The organism is Methylacidimicrobium cyclopophantes (genome assembly GCF_902143385.2).
Classification (GTDB): Bacteria; Verrucomicrobiota; Verrucomicrobiia; order Methylacidiphilales; family Methylacidiphilaceae; genus Methylacidimicrobium; species Methylacidimicrobium cyclopophantes.
This window is the reverse complement of the sequence record NZ_CABFUZ020000097.1, coordinates 1-21,355: the sequence shown is the minus strand read 5'-3', so window position 1 is coordinate 21,355 and position 21,355 is coordinate 1. Positions and strand designations below refer to the sequence as shown.

The window sequence follows — 21,355 nt, the reverse complement described above, 5'->3', positions numbered from 1 at the left end:
GAGAATGTCGATGTTTGGCGGCAGGTCTCGGTCGGTTCTTGTCGGGTTGGAGGTGGGAACGAGCAAAATCAAAGTCGCGGTTGCCGAGCTCGATGCGGAAGGCTCTCTCTCTCTTCTCGGAGTCGCGGAGAGCCCTTCGACGCATGTTCGTAAGTGCGAAATCACCGATTTCGAGATGACGCAAAAGGCAATCCACCAAGCGATCTTGGATGCGGAAGCAAAGACTGCGGTTTCCATTGGAGAGGTCTACTTGGCGATTTCGGGGGCGCATATTCGCTCTTTCCAAAGTCGCCTGGCCCTCGATTTAGGGGCGGAGGGAGCCATGATCGAGGAGGGCCATCTGCGAGAGCTGCGTCAACTCGTACGGCAGCAAGCGCTACCACCAGGTCAGATCTTGCTTCACGATTTGTTGCAGACCTACATTCTCGACGATGGCACGCCGACCGCCAACCCCGTGGGACTCCTTTCCCGCCGCTTGATGGCCGACTATCATCTGGTTTCCGGGATTGCGACGCGTCTGCAGACGACCATCCATTGCGTGACGGGACTTTCCCTTCGCGTCAAGGGGTATGCCCTATCCAGCTATGCTACCGCACAGGCCCTTCTCGCGCCGGAGCAGAAAAGCTCCGGTGCGGTGGTGGTCAATTGCGGGGCGGGAATTACCGATTATATCGTCTATCGGAACGGCTACGTCGCCCATTCGGGGACGCTCGGGGTGGGAGGAGATCATCTCACCAACGATCTCGCCGTCGCGGTGAAAATTCCGTTCCCCCGCTCCGAGGAACTCAAAAAAAGCAGCGGGACGGTGGAAGTACGGGAGGATGTGGCGTACCGGCGGGTCAGTCTACCGGCCGAAGGGCCTTATGAGCAGCGATTCGTGCCGATGTCCCTGATCGTCGACGTCCTTCGGGCCAGGCAGGCCGAGATCTTCGAGATCATCCGAGAGGATTTGGAGGCGCAGCCGTTTTGGGAGAGCTTTTCCGGAACGATCATTCTGACGGGCGGAGGATCCCGGCTCGACGGAGTCCAGGGATTGGCGGGAAAGATCTTTGATCGGCCCGTGCAAGCCGGGAGGCTTCTCGCCTTTGACGGGGAAGTCTCCTGCGAGGGGAAACAGGATTGGGCGACCGTCTTGGGTCTCTTGCGCTATGGGAGGATCGCAGAAATGCAAGAGGGCGAAGGTGGTCGGTGGAACCGTATGGGCAGGTCGCTGCGACGATTTCTTTCCGGGATCCGATTTTTTTAGGCGGCAGCGCGATCTGGGGAAAATGGAGAATGAGCGTTCGCATCGTCGGAGCAGGTTCGGCGGGGATCAACGTCTTGGATGAGTGGATTCTCCTGTCGGATTCCCCGGAGGGGAGCTTTGCATGCGATGGAGAGCTTTCCGCGGTGGAAGGGTCGCTGGCAGGGGAAAAGCTCCTTCTGGCTCCCAACCTCGTGGGAGGGCTCGGCTGTTTTGGAAGTCGGGATCTTGCATGGCGGATGGTAGGGCAGGAGAACCAGCGGCTCGAGAGTCTGCTGACGGGCTGCTCTTCGCTGCTGATTCTCACCGGGCTTGCCGGCGCGACAGGAGCGACGGTGGCGGAAGCTCTTTCTCTCAAGTCGGTGGAGCGGGAGATTCCCACTGCAATCTTCGCGTTTCTTCCTTTTCCCTTCGAAGCCGAGGAGCGACGAAAGGCAGCGGAGATCGCTCGCGACGAGTTCCCCGCCGAGGCCTCGTTGTTTCTTTTCTCGACCGCGCCGGTCGTACAAAACGGGTCAACCCCCGGAGTCGCCGATGTGCGGCGCCGGCTGCGGGATCTTCAGGCCGGGGTCGGACAATGGGTGGACCTATGGCGGGAGATCGCCTCCGGAGGGGTCCGATCCGTTTCCCTGGAAGGTGGGGCGGACTCGTCGCCCTTTTCCGCCGGTCGTAGGGTTGAGGATTGCCGCGTCTTTTGGGAAAAGGGGCCCCGCGCGGATGGATCCCCATTGGCCCTCTTCGAGAGGAGCGACTTCCGGCAGGCGGCGGAAAGTGCCGATTATTGCGTGGGATACTTCGAGACGGATGAGGAGATTTTTGGTATGCAGGACGAAGCCCGGGAGAAGCTGGCCCAACTTCTCCCGAGGGGGACGCCCGTCTGTGTTTTGGGGCGATCGCCAGCTCGCCCGATGCGAAATCATGGGCTCTTTCTTTTCGGGCGATGCGTTTCTCGGCTCCAGAAACAAGATCTTTCGGAGGAGGCTCGGAACGAGCCGATGCGGACGTCCTCCGAGCTTCCCGTAGAAGCGGCGGTCGGAGTACAACGCGAGGGACGGCGGGTTTCTTTCCCTGCGGAGAGTGCTCCGTTTGCCAAGACCACGGCTACCATGCACAAGGGGGAGAATCTCGATATTCCCGCCTTTCGACGCAGAAGCGGGAGCCGATTCGCCGGCGAATGAATCGGTCCGATCCTTCCTTGGTTCTGTAATCGAACGCGGTCATGGCGAGAGGGGATCTCGGAAAAGGACTCATGGCAAATGGCAGACAACCAATTCGGGGATCCGAGGCCCGCGCTGCGGAGTTCGAGAAGCCCGTCCGGCAAAAACGGATCGAAAGAGGCTTTTCGCAAAAAGAGCTAGCGAAGCTCATCGGGATTACACGCCAAGCGCTGCATTCCATCGAGACGGGGCGCTACATTCCGAACACTCTCGTGGCGATCCGTCTTGCTCGCACGCTCGGAAGCCGTGTCGAAGAGCTCTTTCCTTGCTGGGACAGAATCGATCTTCCTCTCTTGTCCGGCCCGTTTCCCGGGGTAGCAGGGGGGAGGCGGATCGTGTTGGCGGACGTGCGCGGCCGGTTGGTGCCCTACCCCGTGGAAAGGATCGAAGAGGGCTCCGGTGCCTTCACGGCGGCCGATGCTCTTCTCCCGGGAGAAGGCCGGGGAGGCGGGTGGACGCTGCTTTCGTCGGCTTCCGCCATTCAACGGAGCGCTTTCTTTCTCGGCTGCGACCCGGGCATCGGTCTGCTCGTGGAGAGACTCGCCGCCGTCAGTCGGGATCGCCTGCGCTGGATCTCGTGTGCGAGCGAAGAGGCTGCGGCAGCCCTTCGCGCTGGGCAGACGCATCTCGCGGGTTGCCATCTCCCCGCAGACGAGGCCCGCAATAACGTCGTGCTCGCACGGGAAGCTCTGCGAGAGTTCGGCGGAATGTTGATCCGTTTCGCCCAGTGGGAGGAGGGGATCGCTCTCGCGCCGGGCAATCCGGCCGGCATCCGTTCGGTGGAAGATTTGATCAATCCAGGATTGCGATTTCTCAATCGGGATCCGGGGTCGGGAAGCCGAGCCCTCTTGGACGATCTGCTTCGGAAGCGGGGAATTCCGGAAGAGGCAATCCGAGGATATGAAACGGCTGCTCCCAGCCCCGTGTCTGCGGCTCGAGCGGTCCGTCTCGGGGTAGCCGATGCATCCCTGACCAACCGCGCCTGTGCGGAGGCCCAAGGGGTAGCCTTCCTTCCTCTGGGCACAAGCGAATTTGATTGGATCGTGCCGCAAGATCAGACCGAACATCCCACGGTTGCCTTGCTCCTCGACCTCCTCTCGGACCGCCGGTTGCGGACCGAGTTCGCCGCTCTTCCGGGATACGATGTGAGCCGGATCGGCACCGTCGCGGCGCGATTCGAGAAAGAACGCGACCGGTCCAACAAAGGTTGATCGGCTACGACTAGGTTCCTCCGCTATTCTGCGCTTCCCAAAGCCGACGATAGAGGCCGTGCTGAGCGAGGAGGTCGCGATGTCGGCCCGATTCGGCAAAGCGACCTTCGTTCAGGACGTAGATCCAATCCATTTCGCAGGCGAGATGAAGCCGATGGGTGACTAGTAAGGTCGTCCGGCGGGAAAAGAGCAGGCGCAAGCTCTGGATGATGTCGGCCTCGACCGCCGGATCGAGAGATCCTGTCGGCTCGTCGAGCAAAAGAATCGGGGCTTGTCGCAAGAAGGCCCGGGCAATCCCGATCCTCTGCCGCTGCCCGCCGCTCAGGGTCAGTCCGTGCTCTCCGATCCGAGTCTCATATTTTTGCGGGAGCCGCTCGATGAATTCATCCGCCCGCGCCGCTTGCGCCGCTTTCTCGATTTCCGGAAAGGAAGCGGAAGCGCGTCCCAACGCGATGTTCTCCAGAACGGTCCCTTGAAAAATCATCGTGTCCTGGAGAACGATCGCCATCTGCTCGCGCAGCGAGCGCTTCGTTACCGTACGAATGTCGATGCCGTCGATTCGGATAGCGCCATCCGATGGTTCGAAAAATCGAGGAAGCAGGGAAAGGAAAGTGCTTTTTCCGCTTCCGGTCGGACCGACGATTGCGATCCGCTGCCCCGGAGCGACGTGTAAGGAGAGGTTCCGGAGAATCGGTCGCCGCGCATCGTAGAAGAAGGAAACGTGGTCGAAGGAGATTTCCCCTCGGGTGCGCGGGAAGAGTTTTGCGCCTGGCGGATCCGGGATTGCGTCTGCGACTCGCAAGACTTCGAAGACGCGGCCAAGCCGAGCCGCCGCGTCCTCCAGCGCCCATGCCGTATAAGAGAGTTGTTCCAGAGGGTGGTAGAGCAATGCCAGATAACTCAGGAAAATCCACAACTCACCTACGGTCAGGCGACCGACGGCGGCTTGTTGGGCGCCGACGAAGAGGACGAGAGCGGACCCAAGGGCGGTAATGGCCGTCGCGGCCAAGGCCGACAGGCTGTTGGTCCAAAGGAATCGGAGATTGGCCTGCCCGCTCTTCTCGGCGTGCCGACGGAAGGAAGAGAGCGACTCCTCCTCCCGCCCGTAAGCCTGAAGCAGTTGCACGTTGCTCAAACCTTCCGAGACCTGAGCGAGAAGAAGACTTTCCTTCTCTTGGACTTCTCCGCTCTCCTTGCGGATCCGGCCTGCGAAATGGATGATGACGATCCAGAGGAAGGGAAGGATGCCGAGGGAGCAGGCCGCCAAAAGCGGATTCATCCGAAAAAGAACGACAGCAGCCCCGATCAAGGTGGCGCTCGATCCGAGAACCGAACCGAGTCCTTTCTGAAGAACCGTTTGGATCGCTTGTGCGTCGTATGCGACTCGATAGGACGAGTCCGCGGTCAGATGGCCTCGATGATAGGAGAGAGGAAGGTTTTGCAAGCAGTCGAAGAGCTCGGTGCGGAGCGAGACTAGAGCGCGCAGCCCGATCCGATAGAGCAGGGAATTGGCCCAGAGGTTGAGGCCTCCGTGGAGAAGGGAAAATCCAACCAGGGCCGAGGCGGCGCCGAAGGCGGCTTCGGAGAGGGAGAGCGGCTTGCCGAGGAAGCGAAGAGGAGCGTGGGGCGAAAGCAGCACGTTGTCGATCAGCCATTGCACTGGCCAAGGGCGCAGAAGACTCGCCGCCACGGTGAGCAGAAGCAGAAGAGAAGCAAAGAGCGCCGCGCCGGAGACCTCGGAAAAGAAGCGAAGGGCGTCCCGATAGACGGTCCACGGGGAGTTTCGAGTTCCGAGCGGATCGCCGAGTCGGGTTCGGCGGTTCGCTGCGGCATCCCCGATTTTCGCTTTTCGCGACATGAGAATTATCGCTCCTCTTGCGGCGGGTCGAAGCGCGGGCCGGGACGCGAGCCGAAAGGATGCCAGGAAACCGGTATCAGACCGAGTCGCTGACCCGCCCTGCCTATCAGGGTGGCAAGGCAGCGGCGAAGACGAAGCCCCTCTCGGAGCCAGAGAAGCAAGGTCAGAATGCCGCCTGCGAGGAGAGGCAGGGCGGGTCGACCAAAGGCGACGAAGGCCGCGGCGATCGAGAAGCCGCCGCCTACCAAGGCAAGCGCGGAGAGAGGGCTCGGCTTGAGCAGAATAGCCACTCGCAGCAGCCTTGCGCCTTGAGGATAGACCTCGGTCAAGGTGCGGAGGCGGACTTGCCACCATGGTCCGGCAAAGACTTGGATGTCCCAATCGCTCCAGCCGTCGTCTACGACGGAAAAATAGCGATCCTCCTCCAACACCGACTGAATCCTGTCCAGGAGGCCGATGCGTTCGATGCCCGATTCGCTCCAAAGGGCCACTCCCTCCTGCAAGAGCGCTCCCTCCAGCCGAGCAATTTCCGGCAACGGTTCCGGGGTGGTCGGTGCGGGCTTGCCGCGCAGCCAGGTAAGCCGTCGGAGAAGGCTTCGAACCAGCGGTTGTAAAAGCGCCAAGGCCGACAGGAGGAATCGATTGGTTCCCGTTGCGAATCGCGGAGAGAGTCGGCTCTGGAATCCGTAGAGTGCCGCCGGAATGATGCCAGCCAAAACGAGTAGGAGCGTCGGAGCGAGAAACCAGGGCCAGCGGAAGCTCAGCGCAAGGGATAGGAGAGCGAGCGCGAACCATTCCATGCTGGTGACGACCCAGAACCAGGAAGGCGCAGGGCGAGCGTAGAGATATTGGAAAAGGCCGCTGGCAAAAGCGCCGCGGTAAACGATGGGCTCGAGAATCGGAATGCGGGGAGCGGGCGAAGGATAGATTCGACCTCTCCAGAAGGCTGTCTCGCTCGACCGGAAACGCGACGGGTGGCGGAAGCGCAGCAGGCCTTCGGCCTTCCCATAGCCGGCTTGCTGTCGGAGGTAAGCCGAAACGGTTGAACGCCGGCGGTGCCAAACCAGGGCGCCGGGCGAAAAGCCGAGAGCGAAACCCTGATCGAGAAGCCTCCAACAGAGATCGACGTCGTCCCCGGCAACCCGAAATTCCGGAACAAACCCTCCGATCTTCTCCAGGGCGGTACGCCGAAAGGCCATGTTGCATCCGGGAAGGTGTTCCGCTAACCGATCCGTGAGCAGGACATGAGACGGGGAACCGGGAGCCGCCGCAATGACGGCTTCGACTGCGGTAGCCGGAGGGGGAGCGATGTTCGGTCCTCCCACGCCAGCGAGATCGCCAGACTGAAAAGCGCTCGCCAGAAAATAGAGCCAATCCTCGTCGACTACGCAATCGGCATCGGTGAACGCAAGAACCTCTCCTTCCGCAGCGGCGATTCCTCGGTTTCGCGCGACCGACAAGCCCCCGTTCTCCTGATGGATCACTCGGATTCCTTCAAAGGTTTCGAGGAGCTTGCGCGAGCCGTCCGTCGAACCGTCATCGACCACGATGATTTCGAAATCGGGATATTGGAGTTGCTGGAGAGAGCGGATGCAGTCTCCCAGGAAGCGGCCGCCGTTGAAATTGCAGACGATGACGGAGATCTTTGGCAGCTGTCGAAGGGGGAAGCGGCGGAAGAGCGGATCGTTCCAAGAGCGGAAGAGAGATTTTACCCGATGGAAGCTTTCTTTCGGAGTGCGATCTTTCCTCACCAGTCCGAATGCCCAATCAGAGATTTCGGATCCGCCCGTGAACCATTCATCGGTCCATGAGAAAAGGATCGTGCCGGCTCCGCCGCTCTGAAAAACCGCTTCGATATGGCCCGCGAGCAGGTCGGCTTGCTCGATTTCCGAATGGCGGCGAGTATCCATGCCAAACTCGGATATCAGCAGAGGCTTCTCACCGGAGAGGTTTTGCAAGCGCGCCAAATAGGCGCGCAACTCTTCCGGTCGGTGAAGATATACGTTGAAGCTGACGAAATCGACCGACGAGGGACGGAGGTATTCGGTCGGCGGATAATTTGCGTAGCTTACCAGCGCTTCCCGATCTTCTTCCCGTACCAAGCGGATCAGCGAATCGATGTGGCGCTCGATCCTCCGGATCCCGGCCCAGCGAACGAGATCCGGAGGGATCTCGTTATCTACCAAGTAGGCGAAAATCGCCGGATGACCCGCGCTTGCCCGGACAGATTGTCGGACATGTTCCTCGATCCTCCGAAGAATCGCGGGATCCTTCCAAAAGAGCGTGCGCTCGACCCATGGGATCGTGATGAGAACCCGCAGTCCGTGATCGAGCGCCGAATCGAGCAGATCGAGGGGAGGAATGTGATAAACGCGGAGAACGTTGCAGCCGCACTCCTTCATTTGCGAGAAGTCGCTGCGAATGGTCGCGGGCTCAGGAAACGGGGCTCCGTCGGTCGAACGAGGAGCAAACGGTCCGTAGCTTACTCCTTGAATAGGAAACTTCCGCTCCTCTTCGAAGAAAAACTTCGCGCGAACTTGGACGCGGGCGATGCCCATACACGATAGGAGCAGCACCCGGCATGGCGCTGCGCCGCTAAGCGGCTCTCGGAGAGAATCCTAGCGATTCCTTGGGAAGGTTGGCAAGGCGGCTGCCCGCCGAACTGGCAGAGAGTTGCAGGCTTTACGGAACGGAAGCGGAGGGAGTAGACAGAGACGGTGAGGACGCAAAAGGAGCTGGCCCATTTCGGTCTCCGGCTGGTTCACCAGGGAAAGGTGCGCGATCTTTACGCCTGGCGCGATGAGCTTTGGCTGGTCGCCTCCGATCGGATTTCGGCCTTCGATTGCATCTTGCCTACCCCGATTCCGGGCAAAGGGAAAATTCTCACGCAGATCAGCCGAGGCTGGTTTTCCCTTCTGGCCTCCCTCTGCCCCAACCATGCCTTGAGCTACGACCTCCCGGCGGAGATTCCTTTTCCGGAGTGGGCCGGACGGCTGACCCGAGCCCGGCCGTGTCGACCGTTGCCGATCGAGTGCGTGGTGCGCGGGTATCTCGCGGGCTCCGCTTGGAAGGAGTATCGCCGGAGCCGGACCGTGGCGGGGATCTCTCTTCCCGCTGGCTTGCGGGAAGGGGATTCCTTGCCGGAACCGATTTTCACTCCGACGACCAAAGCCCAAGTCGGGCATGATCTGCCGCTGAGCGCATCGGAGGCGGAGGAGTTGTTGGGAACGGCCTTGCATGCGCGAGTCTCTTCGCTCTCCTTGGAGCTTTATGAAGCGGGGAGGCGATACGCGCTGGAGAGGGGGATCCTCGTCGCGGACACGAAGTTCGAGTTTGGAATGCAAGGAGAGGAGCTCCTGTTGATCGACGAGGTTCTGACCCCGGATAGCTCGCGGCTTTGGCCGCTGTCGGAATATCATCCTGGAGGACCCTGTCCCAGTTTCGACAAGCAGTTCGTGCGGGACTACCTCGAAGCGCTTCCCTGGAATAAACAGCCGCCTGCACCTCCTTTGCCCGAGGAGATCGTGGCAAAAACGCAAGCGAAGTATCGGGAGGCGTTGCAGCGGCTCTTCCCGGAGCTTGGAGAGCAGGTATAGCGCCGTTCGCCCCGCATGCACGCCCTATCCGGCGTGGCGGATACGAATTGCGGGGAAGGCGGCTGCGATCCGATCCAAGGGTCCGCCCGTCAAAGAGGGAGTGCTTGGACCGGCTGGCCTTCCGAAGCCGAGAAGGATCGTGGACGCCGATCCGTTTCAGCGCCGCTGTCCGTTGACACGCTCTCGCGAATCGGGAGAATGGCGCTAGCGGAAGCGAGACATTTTTCGCGCCACCCGGTTATATCGGTAACCGGCTCTTCGGGAGGAAGCGCTAAGCTTGGTAAGAGCCTCTTGGGAGCGATTGGGTGTTGTGAAGCAAACGAGGGCGAGGCAGAGCAGGCCGACGCGGCGATTGACCGCTGCGGGTGTGGGAGTAGTCCTTCTTTTCAGTCTCCCGTTCCGGTCGGCTCTCGCTCGACTCGAATTGGAGGCGGATAAAGCGCAGGCGACTCGGCCGGTCAGGGCGCTGCCGGCCTATGAGCAGCCGGTGCAAGGACGTCCCGCTCCTGGCAATGCTCCTCCTCTCGAGGCGCTTCTGCAAGCCGTCTCGCCGATCGCCGGGAAGCGGTCCGACCCGAAGGCACTCGATCTAGCCGCCTGCTATCAGATGGCGGCGATCCGTTGGGATCAGTTGAAGATCGACTATCAGACCCTACGAGCTCAGCAGGCGGTGGTGACGCAGACCTTGTCGGCGTTCTTCCCGCAGTTTTCTTGGGAGAACATGCAGAGCTTCCAGAATACGACTGGGGTCATTCCCACCGTCAGCGGGGTGGCTGTGGGAACATCCCAGGGGTATTTCTCTTTTAATTCCATCAACACTACCTGGCTGCTCTTCGACAGCTTGAGACAACAAAACCGCGTCGCCGCAGCTCGAGCGGACGCTGCGGCGCAGTCTTACACGTTGCAGCGGGATTACCAGATGCTCTACCTCAATGTCGCCCAGGCGTTCTATCAAGAGTTGAACTATGAGGGGAGCGTCTCGATTCTGGAGGATCAGATTGCCGCTCTGCAAGGACTCGTAACCGAGCTTGAGTATCGGCTCAAGATCGGGCGGTCTCGTCCCGCGGACGTTTTCCAGGGGCAAGCAAACCTGGCTGCGGCGGTCGCCCAGAGAGAGGGATACGTCGGGCTCATGAATCAGTATAAGGCGACGCTCAACTACTACTTGGGAATCGGTCCGGAGAAGGTCAACCTCAAAGAGACGCAGCCTTTCCCCAGCTCACAGAGCCTGGAAGAGTATTTGGTGCATGTAGGGAGCCGGCCCGATGTCCTCGCCCAACTGCAGCTCTTGCGTGCGCAGAAGGCTCAGCTGGCGGTCGCCATTGGAAATTTCGGCCCGCGTGCCGGAGTGGCGGGAAGTTACTTTTTGAGCCACCAGCCGGACTCTCCGGTCGTTTGGACCGTCAACATCGTGGCGACGATGCCGCTCTTTACCGGCGGCCTCCTCACCTCGACCGTTCGAGAGGAGCGGGCACTCGTCCATGTCGCGGAACTCCAGGTGGAGAATTTGAAGCGCACGGCCGACCAGAACCTTCGGATTGCTTTTGCTCTCTTCAATGCCGCGGTCGAGCAGGTACTCCAGTATCGCGAGCAGGTCGAAGTCTCGGCTCTCTATTATGCGGCGCAGCGGGACGACTTTCAGCGTGGCGTCGCCCAACTCCTCGACGTTTTGGTGGCTTTGAACACCTATCAGCAGGCGAGGCTTGCTTTGCATCAGACCGAGATGAATGCTCGCTACCAGTTGGTGAATCTCTTCGTCCAAGCGGGCCTGACGCCGACCAATATCGATGCCACCGGCCTCCCTTTGCAGAATGTCCTTCGCACCGGACCGCCGGTGGGTCCGAATAGCCCGCCGGTGTTGAAGGCTTCGATTCCGTAGCGGTCGGTGAACGACAGTCGGCGCGGGAAGGTCCGTTTTATGAAAGAGGAGCTCAGGAGACGCAAAGGGTCGGAGCGATCATTGGCGATTCTCGCCGCCGGAGCGTTTTGTTTGCCGGCCCTTTTTCCGTGCCGAGTCACGGCTCAGAAGGAGGAGGCGGTGGGAACGGGGCGGCCGGGTTGGCCCGCACGGGCCCTGCCGGCTCAGGCTCTGCCGGCCCCGAGTCGTCCCGCCGTTTCCAATCTCCCTTCTCTGGAAACGATGCTGGAAGCCGTTTCCCCGATCGCCGGAAAACGGTCCGATCCAATAGCAATCGACTTGGCTGAGTGCTATCGGCTGGCGGCGATCCGTTGGGATCAGTTGAAGATTGATTATCAGACCGTGCGCGCGCAGCAGGCGGTGGTAGCGCAGACGCAGTCGGCATTCGCTCCGCAATTTTCCTGGGAGAACATGCAGAGCTTCCAAAACACGACCGGAGTGATTCCCACCGTGGGCGGAGTGGCGGTGGGAGCTTCCCAGGGCTACTTCTCCTTCAACTCGATCAACTCGACCTGGCTTCTTTTCGATAGCTTGCGGCAACAAAACCGAGTCGCGGCGGCGCGGGCGACCGCCGCAGCGCAGACCTACTCGATGCAGTGGGACTACCAGAACCTCTATTTGAATGTCGCCCAAGCCTTCTATCAGGAACTGAATTATGAAGGCAGCGTGATCATCCTGGAAGATCAGATTGCCGCCCTCCGGGGGCTCGTGAACGAGCTTCAGTACCGATGGAAAGTTGGTCGTTCTCGTCCGGCCGACGTCTTTCAAGGACAGGCAAATCTCGCGGCATCGGTCGCCTCGCGGGAAAACTATGTCGGGCTGAGGAACCAGTACAAAGCGGTGCTCAATTACTATTTGGGCATCGGCACGGAGAAGATCGATTTGAAGGAGAGCCAAGCTTTCCCTGGATCCCAATCCTTGGAAGAATACTTGGTGCACGTGGGGACCCGCCCGGACATTCTTGCCCAGGTGCAGCTTTTGCGTTCCCAGAAAGCGACGTTGGCGGTGGCCATTGGCGAGTTCGGCCCTCGCACTGCGTTGACCGGCACGTACTTCCTGAGCCATCAGCCTGTTTCTCCCGTAGTCTGGAACACGAATATCGTGACGACGATGCCGCTTTTTACCGGCGGCCTTTACGTGGGATATGTCCGCCAGCAGCGAGCGCTCGTCCATTCCGCCGAGCTTCAGGTGGAGAATTTGAAGCGTACCGCGGATCAAAATCTTCGAATCGCCTTTGCTCTCTTTAATGCCGCCGTAGGGCAGGTTCTCCAATATCGGGAACAGGTCGAAGTTTCCGCGCTCTATTACGCGGCGCAGCGGCAGGACTTCGAGCGAGGGGTGGCGCAACTTCTCGATGTGCTCGTCGCCTTGAATACCTATCAGCAAGCGAGGCTCGCGCTCCATCAGAACGAGATGAATGCGCGTTACCAATTGGTAAATCTCTTTGTCCAGGCGGGCTTGGCCTCGGGGAATCCAGATCGCACCGGCCTTCCGCTTCATGACATGCTGCAAACCAGTTCGCCTTCCGGGCCCGGGACGTCTCCGGTGATGCCGTTCTCTTCTCCCTAAGGCAGAGCACTCTTCCATCGGCTTCCTTCTGCGAGGGACGACAACGACCCCGGGGGCGGACCCGAGCGTCCGGAAGATAGCGCGATTCGGTTGAGGGGAAGGGGGCTTCCGTTCCCTACCGCCGGAGCGACAAAACGGGATACGAAAGCGTGGTACCGGAACAATTCCAGGATGCAGAGCTCATGGCGAGGATCGCCAAGGGCGATGATGAGGCTTTTCGCTTGTTGATCGAGCGTCACAAACTCGCGGTGTTCGGCACCGCATTCAAGATGTTGCAGGATCGCTTCCTCGCCGAGGAAATTACCCAAAAGGTCTTCCTCCGCGTCTATTGGGCGGCAAAACGGTACCGGCCGACGGCAAAATTCCGGACTTGGCTCTTTACGATTTTGCGACGGCTTGTGTTGAATGAGTTCCGCCGCCGCCCCTCCGCCGAGGTTCTGATTCTGACGGGAGACGATCCAGGAGCGGGAAGTTCCCAAACCACGGCCCGCTCTCCCGCGGAGATGCTTCTGGATAAAGAACGGATCGATCTAGTCGAGCGAGCGATCGCGTCCCTTCCGCCGAAGCAGCGGCTGGCTGTGCTCCTGAAGGGATACGAGGATCTCTCCTATGAGGAGATCGGACGAGTGCTCGGCTTGTCTTTGAGCGCGACGCGAGCCCTGCTCTTCCGTGCACGAGAATCCTTGCGGAAGTCCCTGCCGTTCCTTCTGGGAGAGCGGTAGCGGATGGCAAGAGGATCCGGTTCTTCTCATTTTCGTTCCTTTTCTCTCGGGGAATAAGCGGTTACACTCTTTTCCATGGGGCGTGTAAGGCGGATTGTCTTCGCTATTCTCGTATTCGCCGTATGGTTTTTCTCGATTGCTTTGGGAGCCGCGACGGCTAGCGAGACCAAAGTCTTGGAGCGATCGCCGGACAGCGGCGCGGCGCAGAAGAGCTTGTGGAGGACGTTCCCTGGGGGCGGCGGTTATTTCCAGCAGCGTTCGGATGGCCCGGTCATCGTGATTCCGACCCCCCCCAGCTTACCCGCGCCAGGCGCTTTCGAAGGAGCGCGGGCTGGACAACATGGGAAAATATCCCAAGAACGAGTCGTGCCTTCCTTTATTCCGGATGAGGCAATGGAAACCGGAGCCTTTTCGGGCGGCCTCTAGCGGGCGGCTTCGGGAGGGAGGGCTACGGCACGAAGCGGACAACTTTTTCTCGAATCGTCCGGTAAATCGTTTGTGTTCTCTCGGGGAGCTCCGCCCGGAGGGGACGGAAGGATCCCCGTAGGGAAGCGGATCGCGGGCTCTGACCAGTGAGGGATGGGACATCCGAATGACTCTCTCCGATCTCTCGATTCGTCGGCCGGTCTTCGCATGGATGCTGATGGCGGGGCTCATCGTCTTCGGCGCCATCTCTCTTGGCCGACTAGGAGTGAGCGATCTTCCGGAGATCGACTTTCCGGTAGTGACGATCAACCTCCAGTGGGCGGGCGCTGCCCCGGAGATCCTGGAGACGGCGATCGTCGATCCGATCGAGGAAGCCGTGATTTCGGCGCAGGGGCTCCGGAATATCACATCCTTTATCGAGCAAGGACAGGCATCGGTCATCCTCGAGTTCGATCTCGGCAGGCCGATCGATGCGGCATTGACCGAGGTCCAGTCGAAAGTCAGCTCCGTCAAGCTCCCCTACGACACGACCACCCAGGCCGCCACGCAGACCGTACAGCCTGTTGCGCAGCCCATCTTGACCAAGGATAACCCGGAGGAACAGCCCATCCTGATCCTTTCGGTTTCCGGCACGGGCAAGACGCTCCACGACCTTGTCACCTACGTAGACTTGGTCTTACACGACGAGTTCCAGATCGTGCCCGGAGTCGGGGAGATCGTCCTGGCCGGCTACAACGTTCGCAACCTACGGATCTGGGTGGACAACGAGAAGCTCAAGCCGCTGCAGCTTACCGTCCTCGACGTTCAGACCGCCCTTCAGCAGGAGCAGGTCGAGGTAGCGGCCGGATACCTCGAAAACTCGCGACGAGAGATGAACGTTCGGGCGATGGGGGAAGGTCTGACTCCGGAGCAGGTGGGTAACATTCAGATCAAAAAACGAGGGACCGAGCTTATCTATCGATCCCCGATTCATATTCGGGATGTCGCTCGGGTGGAAGACGGTCTCGATGATATCCGAAGGGTTGCGGTTACGGATGGACATCCGGTCGTGGGACTGGGGATCAAGAAGCAGCCGGGAGCGAATTCAGTCGCGGTCGCCCGGGCGGTGAAGCAGAAGCTCGAGGAGATCCAGCGCCATTTGCCTCCCGGTTTCGCTGTCAAGGTGGTCTATGACCGGACGCAGCATATCGAAGAGGCGATTCAGGAAACCCTGTTCACCCTTCTTCTCTCGGCTCTGGTGACGGCGGTAGTCTGCTATCTGTTTTTGGGAACGTGGAGTTCGACCCTCAATGTCCTCTTCTCGATCCCTACCTCCGTGCTCGGGACCTTCATCGTCCTCTATTTCTTGGGCTTTACGCTCAACTTCTTCACGCTTCTCGGCCTATCGCTGGCCATCGGCATCATCGTCGACGATGCGATCATGGTTTTGGAGAACATCGTCCGCCATCGGGAAATGGGCCAAGGGAGGGTGCTGGCCGCCCAGATCGGAGCGAGAGAGATCACCTTTGCGGCCGTGGCGGCAACGGTGGCGATCCTGGCCATCTTCTTACCGGTGGCGTTCATGCGCGGGATTATCGGGAAATATTTTTACCAGTTCGGGGTCACGATCACCGCGGCGGTCGCGCTTTCGCTGCTCGAGGCGATCACTCTCACTCCGATGCGTTGTTCTCAGCTCCTGGAAGATCCGAGCCACCGGCGAGGACTCGCGTGGCTCATGGACCGGATCTTTTGCGGGTTGTCACGGACATATCGGCTCCTCCTGCGCATCTGCATAGATCACCCCTGGTTGATTCTCATTGCGGCTACGGCCCTCTTCGTTCTCTCCCTGCGCTTTCTGGCAGTGTTGCCCAAGGAGCTGATTCCCGCGCAAGACGAGTCGTCCTTTCTGGTTCGTATCCAGACGCCCGTCGGCTCTTCGATTCACCTTACGCAAAGGAAGCTGGAAGAGTGTGAGGCGATCATCGCCGCCCACCCCGAGGTGGCTCGAGTATTCGGGGAGGTAGGCGGTTTCCTGCAGCGCACGGGGGCGAGCGACGGCAACCTGATCGATGCGCAGGTCAATGTGGGCACGGTCTATGTGACCCTCAAGCCCAAGGCGGAGCGGAAGCTCACGCAGCAACAGTTGGGGGATCGCCTCCGGGCTGAGCTCGTTGCCCTCGGAGGTCTTAAGGTGGCCCTCCAGGACCTATCGATCCGGGGATTTACTACCGGAAGGGGGTTTCCGATCGAGTTCTCCGTGCGAGGTCGGGACTACAAGGTCCTCCGGGAGCAGGTCGACAAGATCACTGAGGAGATGAAGAAATCCGGCTACTTCGTCGATCTCGATACCGACTTCCGAGACGGCATGCCGGAAGTCCGGGTATTCCCCGATCGGTTCGCGGCCAATGCCTGCGCCATGCCGATTCAAAACATCGCGAACACAGTAGCGGTCGCGATCGGAGGCATTGCCCAGAGCCAATTCACGAATGGAGATCGGCGCTACGACATTCGGATCCGCTTGGAAGGCGGGGAGCGCGTTACGCCGGGGGACATTCAAAAGCTCTTCGTCCGCACGAACTCCAACGAATATATGCCGATCGGCTCGGTCGCCCATTTCGAGACCGTCCCTACCTACCAGACGATCGGCCGGCGGATGCGGGAACGGGCGATCACGGTCTTCGCGAACGCCGCGCCGGGGAAGTCGCAAGCAGCGGCTCTGGCCGAGGCCCGAAAGATCGCCGAGAAATATGTCCTCCGCGGATATCGAGTGCATTGGAGCGGAGGAGCAGCGGCCTTCGAAGAGACCTTCGGCAGCCTCGAGTTCGCCCTATGGGTCGGTGTCGTCATCGCCTACATGGTTCTCGCGTCCCAATTCAATAGCTTCCTTCATCCTTTTACCGTCTTGCTTGCGCTCCCATTCAGCTTGAGCGGAGCCCTTCTCGCCCTCTGGGCGACGCATCAGTCGATCAATCTTTATAGCATGATCGGCTTGGTGCTGCTCATGGGGATCGCGAAGAAGAACTCGATTCTGCTCGTCGAGTTCGCCAACCAAAAGCGGCGACTCGACGGGCTTCCGGTGCGGGAAGCATTGTTGGAGGCGGGTCCGATCCGGCTCCGTCCGATCCTGATGACTTCGGTGGCGACCTTGGCGGCGGCACTTCCTCCGGCCTTGGCGATCGGTCCCGGCTCCGAAAGCCGGATTCCCATGGCTATCACGATCCTTGGGGGAGTGACGGTTTCCACCCTCTTTACGCTCTTCGTCGTCCCGGCCGCTTACCGCGTGCTCGCGCGGCTGGAAAGAAGACCTCGCCAGCCCTCGCCTCCGGCTCGGGAGCGTCCTGCACCCGCGGTATGGGAGCATGCGGAGGCACCCCAGAGCCCGGATGGGATCCCGTGAACTTACCCGAACTTGCGATCCGTAGACCGGTTGCCGCTTGGATGCTGATGGCGGCCTTGGTCTTTTTCGGCATTCTCTGCCTTTTTTCTCTAGGGATCAGCCGCCTGCCGGATGTGACCTATCCGGTCTTGACCGTCGTCGCGCAGTGGCCCGGGGCCTCCCCCGAGGTGATGGAAGCTGAGGTAGTCGACCCTTTGGAAGAGGTGCTCATGTCGGTGCAGGGAATTCGAGACGTCACGAGCACGATCATGCAGGGGGTTGCACGGATTCAATTGGATTTTCGCTTGGATCGGGACATCGACGCCGCCCTGCAGGAGACGAATTCGAAGATCCGCTCGGTACGACTTCCCTACAATGTAGATCCGCCCGTAATCTTCAAAGTGAATCAGAACGATTCCCCGATCCTCTGGCTTGCGGTGACGTGGGATCGGCCTCTCAAGGATCTGATTCGTTACGTGGACACGAACGTTCGCGACAAGTTTTCTCTCGTTCGAGGTGTTGGAGATATCCAGCTCGGAGGATGGACGGACCGGAATTTCCGTGTCTGGCTTGACCGGGCCAAGCTCGCGCAGTACCAAGTCGCCCCCAACGATGTTCTCAATTTGTTCCGAGCCGAGTACCAGGAAACGGCTTCCGGCTACTTGGAGAGCGCCACGAACGAGATCAACGTCCGCGTCATGGGCGAGGTTCGGTCTCCGGAAGAGATGGGCGGCTTGGCCCTCAACCACCGAGGAGGCTCCGGCGGAGCCAATCTGCCCCCATTGACCGGGATTGCTTCTGCGCAACCCGGAATGACCGGGGCCGCCGGTGCCACGAGTTTTGCCACCAATGTCCTGAGCAACGTACGAGGCCCGGCCGATTCCTTCACTCCGCTAGGGCAGATAGCACGGGCCGAGGATGGAATCATGGATCCTCGCCGGTTCGCACGGAGCGATGGCGTGCCTTCCGTGGGATTGGGGCTGCAAAAGCTTCGCGGATACAACGAGATCGAAGTGGCGAATTCCGCCAAACGGATTATGGCCGAACTGAAGCCCGATTTGCCCCCGGGCATGAAGATCGGCCCGCGCTTCGATTCGTCCGTCTTTACAATCGAGGCGATCCGGGAAACCGCCTTCACTCTACTCTTTTCCATCGCTGTGACGACTTTGGTATGCCTCGCCTTTCTCGGCTCCTTTCGGACCACCGTGAACGTGCTCTTCTCTATCCCGATTTCCATTCTGGGAAGCTTCATCTTCTGCCGGGCGATGGGCTTTACGTTGAATTTCTTCACGCTGCTGGCCCTCTCCCTCGCCGTCGGGATCGTGGTCGACGATTCCATCATGGTGCTCGAGAATATCACCCGCCATCATCGGTTGGGGAAGAGCCCGGAGCAGTCGGCTCTCGACGGAAGCCGGGAGATCTTTTTCGCGGCGGGGGCCGCCACTCTGACGATCGTTTCCGTTCTTGCTCCGATTGCATTCTTAGGGGGGGTCGTCGGCAAATTCCTCTTCCAGTTCGGAGCAATGATTTCTTGCGCGGTCCTCATCTCTCTTCTGGAAGCAGTTACTTTGGCCCCGATGCGTTGCGCCGAGTTCGTGAGCGGGGCGCACGGGCCTGGACCGATCGAAAATTGGCTGGAGCGCTTTTATCGGAAAATGGGGAAGGTCTACCGAGCTCTCCTCGGCATTGCCCTCCACCACCGGTGGCTCGTCGTCTTCGTTTCTTTCGGACTCTTCCTCTTTTCTCTCCGGGTCTTCCCCTTGCTACACAGGGAACTTGCCCCTTCCGAAGACCTCGGTATGGCTCTTCTCCGCGTGGAAACTCCTGTAGGAAGCTCGTTGGAATATACGAGCACCCGAGTCCAGGAGCTCGAGTCCTTCCTAAAGGAGCAGTCGACGGTCGCTCACTTTTTTACCACGGTAGGCGGCTATTCGGGTGGAGAAGTGAACCATGGGGCGGTTTTCGTCACGCTCAAACCTCGCAAGGAGCGGAGTCAGCATCTGCAGGAGATCATTCGTGCTTGGCGGAAGGAATTTCGGAAACCTTCGTACGACGACTTGCACATCAAGGTAATCGATATCAGCCAGAGTGCCTTCAGCAGCAAGCGAGGGACGAACATTGAGCTCTCGTTGCGCGGTTCCGACTATGCGGTTCTTCAATCCAAAGCGGACGCGATTCTTCGCCAGATGGAGGCGACCGGCTTCTATTCCGATTTGGACACCGACTATCGAACGGGGATGCCCGAGTTGGAGGTAGTGCCCGACCGGGAAAAGGCTGCCGGATCGAACATAAGCATGCAGACGATCGCCGATGTCGTCGGGACGGCGATCGGAGGAGTGCGCCAGGGGCAATATACCAATCTGGAAGATAACCGCCGCTACGACGTACGGATTCGACTCGAACCACGGCAGTGGCAAGAGCCCGAGGATGTAGCCGATCTTCCGCTCTGGTCGGGTTATGGAGGAGAGATGATCCGGCTCAAAGACATCGCAGAGCTACGGATCGTGCCGAAGCTGCTCGACATCACTCGGGAAAACCGCAGGCGGGCGATCACCCTTTTCGCCAACGTGAAGCCCGAGGTTTCTCAGGCGAAGGCCTTGGACACCGCTTTGGCGATCTGCCGGAAAGAGTTGCCTCCGGGCTACGACGTGGAGCCGACAGGCAGCAGCCAGACTGCCAAGGAGACGTTCGCCGCCTTCCCCGTGACCTTCGCTCTGGGAATCCTTTTGGCCTATATGCTTTTGGGCGCTCAGTTCAACAGCTTCCTCTATCCCCTGGTTGTGCTCGTGGCGATCCCCTTTTCCCTGACGGGAGCCCTCCAAGGGCTCTATCTGACCGGGATGTCGCTCAACATCTACAGTGGAATCGGGATCATTTTGCTCATGGGCCTGGCGATGAAAAACTCGATTCTTCTGGTCGAGTTCTTTAATAAGAAGCGCTTCGAAGAGGCGCTGCCCCTCCCTGAAGCCCTACTCGACGCGGCCGCGATCCGGCTACGGCCTATCTTGATGACTTCGCTCGCCACCATCGCGGCGGCGCTGCCGGCCGCATTGGGCGTCGGCCCCGGCGCGGAAGTCCGGAAGCCTCTAGCTGTCGTAGTGATCAGCGGGATTCTCGTCTCGACGTTTTTCACCCTCTTCGTCGTCCCCTGCGTCTATTCATTGCTGGCGCCCTTAAGCCGGCGGAAGCGTCTCGAAGAAGTGGAGGCCGAGTTGGCGAAGGCTTCGATATAATTATTATTCTTCCACGGCCTTCCCTCCGCTCCTACACAAGAGCGGGAATTCGCGGGCAAAAGGGATAGGCAACGTGATTGGTCTTGCCTGACGAGTTCCGGCGGTGGCGCCAGGGCGTTTTTGGCTCTCGAAGGCTCTTTCCACGACGCGGAAGAGAGATCGATCCATCCTCGGTGGAGAAGAGAAGCGCCGCAGCTCTACCAGGAAACCATGGCCTTCGCTCCAGGAAAAGCGGAGGGAGCTCGTACTCGCCATGCCTCGGTCCGAGAGGGAAAGACCGACCGCACCGATTTTCCCGTCCCTTCTTTCCGAAAGTTTTTTCTAAGAACCCGCTGAGCGGATACGTCTCAGCTTTTAAGAAGGAGTCCAAGTTTTGCAGACGATTACGTAATTCAAACAACCCAAAGGAGGAGCAGGAGATGAAACGACAGAGGCGGCTTGGTCGAAAGTGGTGGCTGATGACAGGGTTCCTGATCTGCGCGACCCCTTACTCCCTACTTCAGGCGCAAGAAGCGGGAGGAGACAATCCTAACGCTGCTGATGCCACCGGGGTGGCTCCACTATTGGGGACGTTGGCGGAGAATGCGTCTACTGGCCAAGGCCAGAGCGCGAGCCAACTGAGGGCAGAAGCCACGAACTTACAGGATCAAGCCGCCGGGAATGAGGCACTTGCGCGAGGATACCGAGATGCGGCCTCAATCGAAAAGCAGGAGGGCCATCCCCAGCAGGCGCAAATCGATCAGATGAGGGCGGCTCACCTGGAGCGCAAGGGGAAAGCCGAAGATGCCCAAGCCGTGAAGGACATGAAGAAAGCCCACGAACTCAAGGATCACCCGGTAGCGGGCGGTCAAGGGAGCTCGGCTGGGGGCAAGGGGATCAGTTCAACCGGGGGTGGCAATCCCGGGCGATCTTCCGGAGGCGAGAAAACCGGAGCTGACGGCGGCATTGCCGGAACGGCCAGGGAAGCCGGAGGCGGGAGCCGTGGAGGCGGGAGCGTGCCTGGGTGG

The 21,355-nt window shown here is 59.9% G+C and carries 12 protein-coding genes; 9 read left to right on the top strand and 3 right to left on the bottom strand.

From position 1 onward, the window contains the following. Positions 1-10: 10 nt before the first annotated feature. Genes ftsA through FN369_RS03605 form a run of 3 tightly spaced genes read left to right on the top strand, consistent with a single transcriptional unit; the run spans position 11 to position 3,671 of the window. Positions 11-1,246 (top strand): cell division protein FtsA, encoded by a 1,236-nt coding sequence (gene ftsA / locus FN369_RS03615; RefSeq protein ID WP_142524842.1) that lies wholly within the window; start codon positions 11-13, stop codon positions 1,244-1,246. A 29-nt stretch (positions 1,247-1,275) separates the two neighbouring features. Then, positions 1,276-2,421: an FtsZ/tubulin family protein gene (locus FN369_RS03610; RefSeq protein WP_142524841.1), complete on the top strand. Its 1,146-nt coding sequence runs from the start codon at positions 1,276-1,278 to the stop codon at positions 2,419-2,421. A 41-nt stretch (positions 2,422-2,462) separates the two neighbouring features. Continuing rightward, the gene (locus FN369_RS03605; RefSeq protein WP_142524840.1) at positions 2,463-3,671 is read left to right on the top strand and encodes an XRE family transcriptional regulator; all 1,209 of its coding nucleotides are present in this window, start codon (positions 2,463-2,465) and stop codon (positions 3,669-3,671) included. A gap of 10 nt (positions 3,672-3,681) precedes the next feature. Here the strand turns inward: FN369_RS03605 and FN369_RS03600 are convergent, their stop codons facing one another. Beyond that, entirely contained in the window at positions 3,682-5,529 is a 1,848-nt protein-coding gene (locus FN369_RS03600; protein WP_178087658.1) for an ABC transporter ATP-binding protein, read from the bottom strand. A gap of 5 nt (positions 5,530-5,534) precedes the next feature. Continuing rightward, positions 5,535-8,105, bottom strand: coding sequence for a glycosyltransferase (locus FN369_RS03595; RefSeq protein ID WP_142524838.1), 2,571 nt, complete (start codon positions 8,103-8,105; stop codon positions 5,535-5,537). Between the two features lie 141 nt (positions 8,106-8,246). On the opposite strand from FN369_RS03595, the gene FN369_RS03590 reads away from it, so the two are divergent. From FN369_RS03590 to FN369_RS03565, 6 genes are all read left to right on the top strand, one after another. Beyond that, the gene (locus tag FN369_RS03590) at positions 8,247-9,125 is read left to right on the top strand and encodes a phosphoribosylaminoimidazolesuccinocarboxamide synthase (RefSeq protein WP_142524837.1); all 879 of its coding nucleotides are present in this window, start codon (positions 8,247-8,249) and stop codon (positions 9,123-9,125) included. Between the two features lie 310 nt (positions 9,126-9,435). Next, a complete protein-coding gene (locus FN369_RS03585) occupies positions 9,436-11,004 on the top strand; it encodes a TolC family protein (RefSeq protein ID WP_142524836.1) in 1,569 nt (522 codons plus the stop codon). Between the two features lie 39 nt (positions 11,005-11,043). Continuing rightward, entirely contained in the window at positions 11,044-12,612 is a 1,569-nt protein-coding gene (locus FN369_RS03580; protein WP_142524835.1) for a TolC family protein, read from the top strand. Positions 12,613-12,761: 149 nt separating this feature from the next. Continuing rightward, complete coding sequence (locus tag FN369_RS03575; RefSeq protein WP_246189523.1) at positions 12,762-13,334, top strand: RNA polymerase sigma factor; 573 nt, start codon at positions 12,762-12,764, stop codon at positions 13,332-13,334. Between the two features lie 592 nt (positions 13,335-13,926). Further along, complete coding sequence (locus tag FN369_RS03570) at positions 13,927-17,136, top strand: efflux RND transporter permease subunit (RefSeq protein WP_142524834.1); 3,210 nt, start codon at positions 13,927-13,929, stop codon at positions 17,134-17,136. Then, complete coding sequence (locus FN369_RS03565) at positions 17,133-20,348, top strand: efflux RND transporter permease subunit (protein WP_142524833.1); 3,216 nt, start codon at positions 17,133-17,135, stop codon at positions 20,346-20,348. The genes FN369_RS03570 and FN369_RS03565 overlap by 4 nt, the downstream gene beginning before the upstream one ends. A 695-nt stretch (positions 20,349-21,043) precedes the next feature. Here the strand turns inward: FN369_RS03565 and FN369_RS11075 are convergent. Beyond that, positions 21,044-21,199, bottom strand: a complete 156-nt coding sequence (locus tag FN369_RS11075; protein ID WP_178087657.1) for a hypothetical protein — start codon at positions 21,197-21,199, stop codon at positions 21,044-21,046. Between the last annotated feature and the right edge of the window lie 156 nt (positions 21,200-21,355).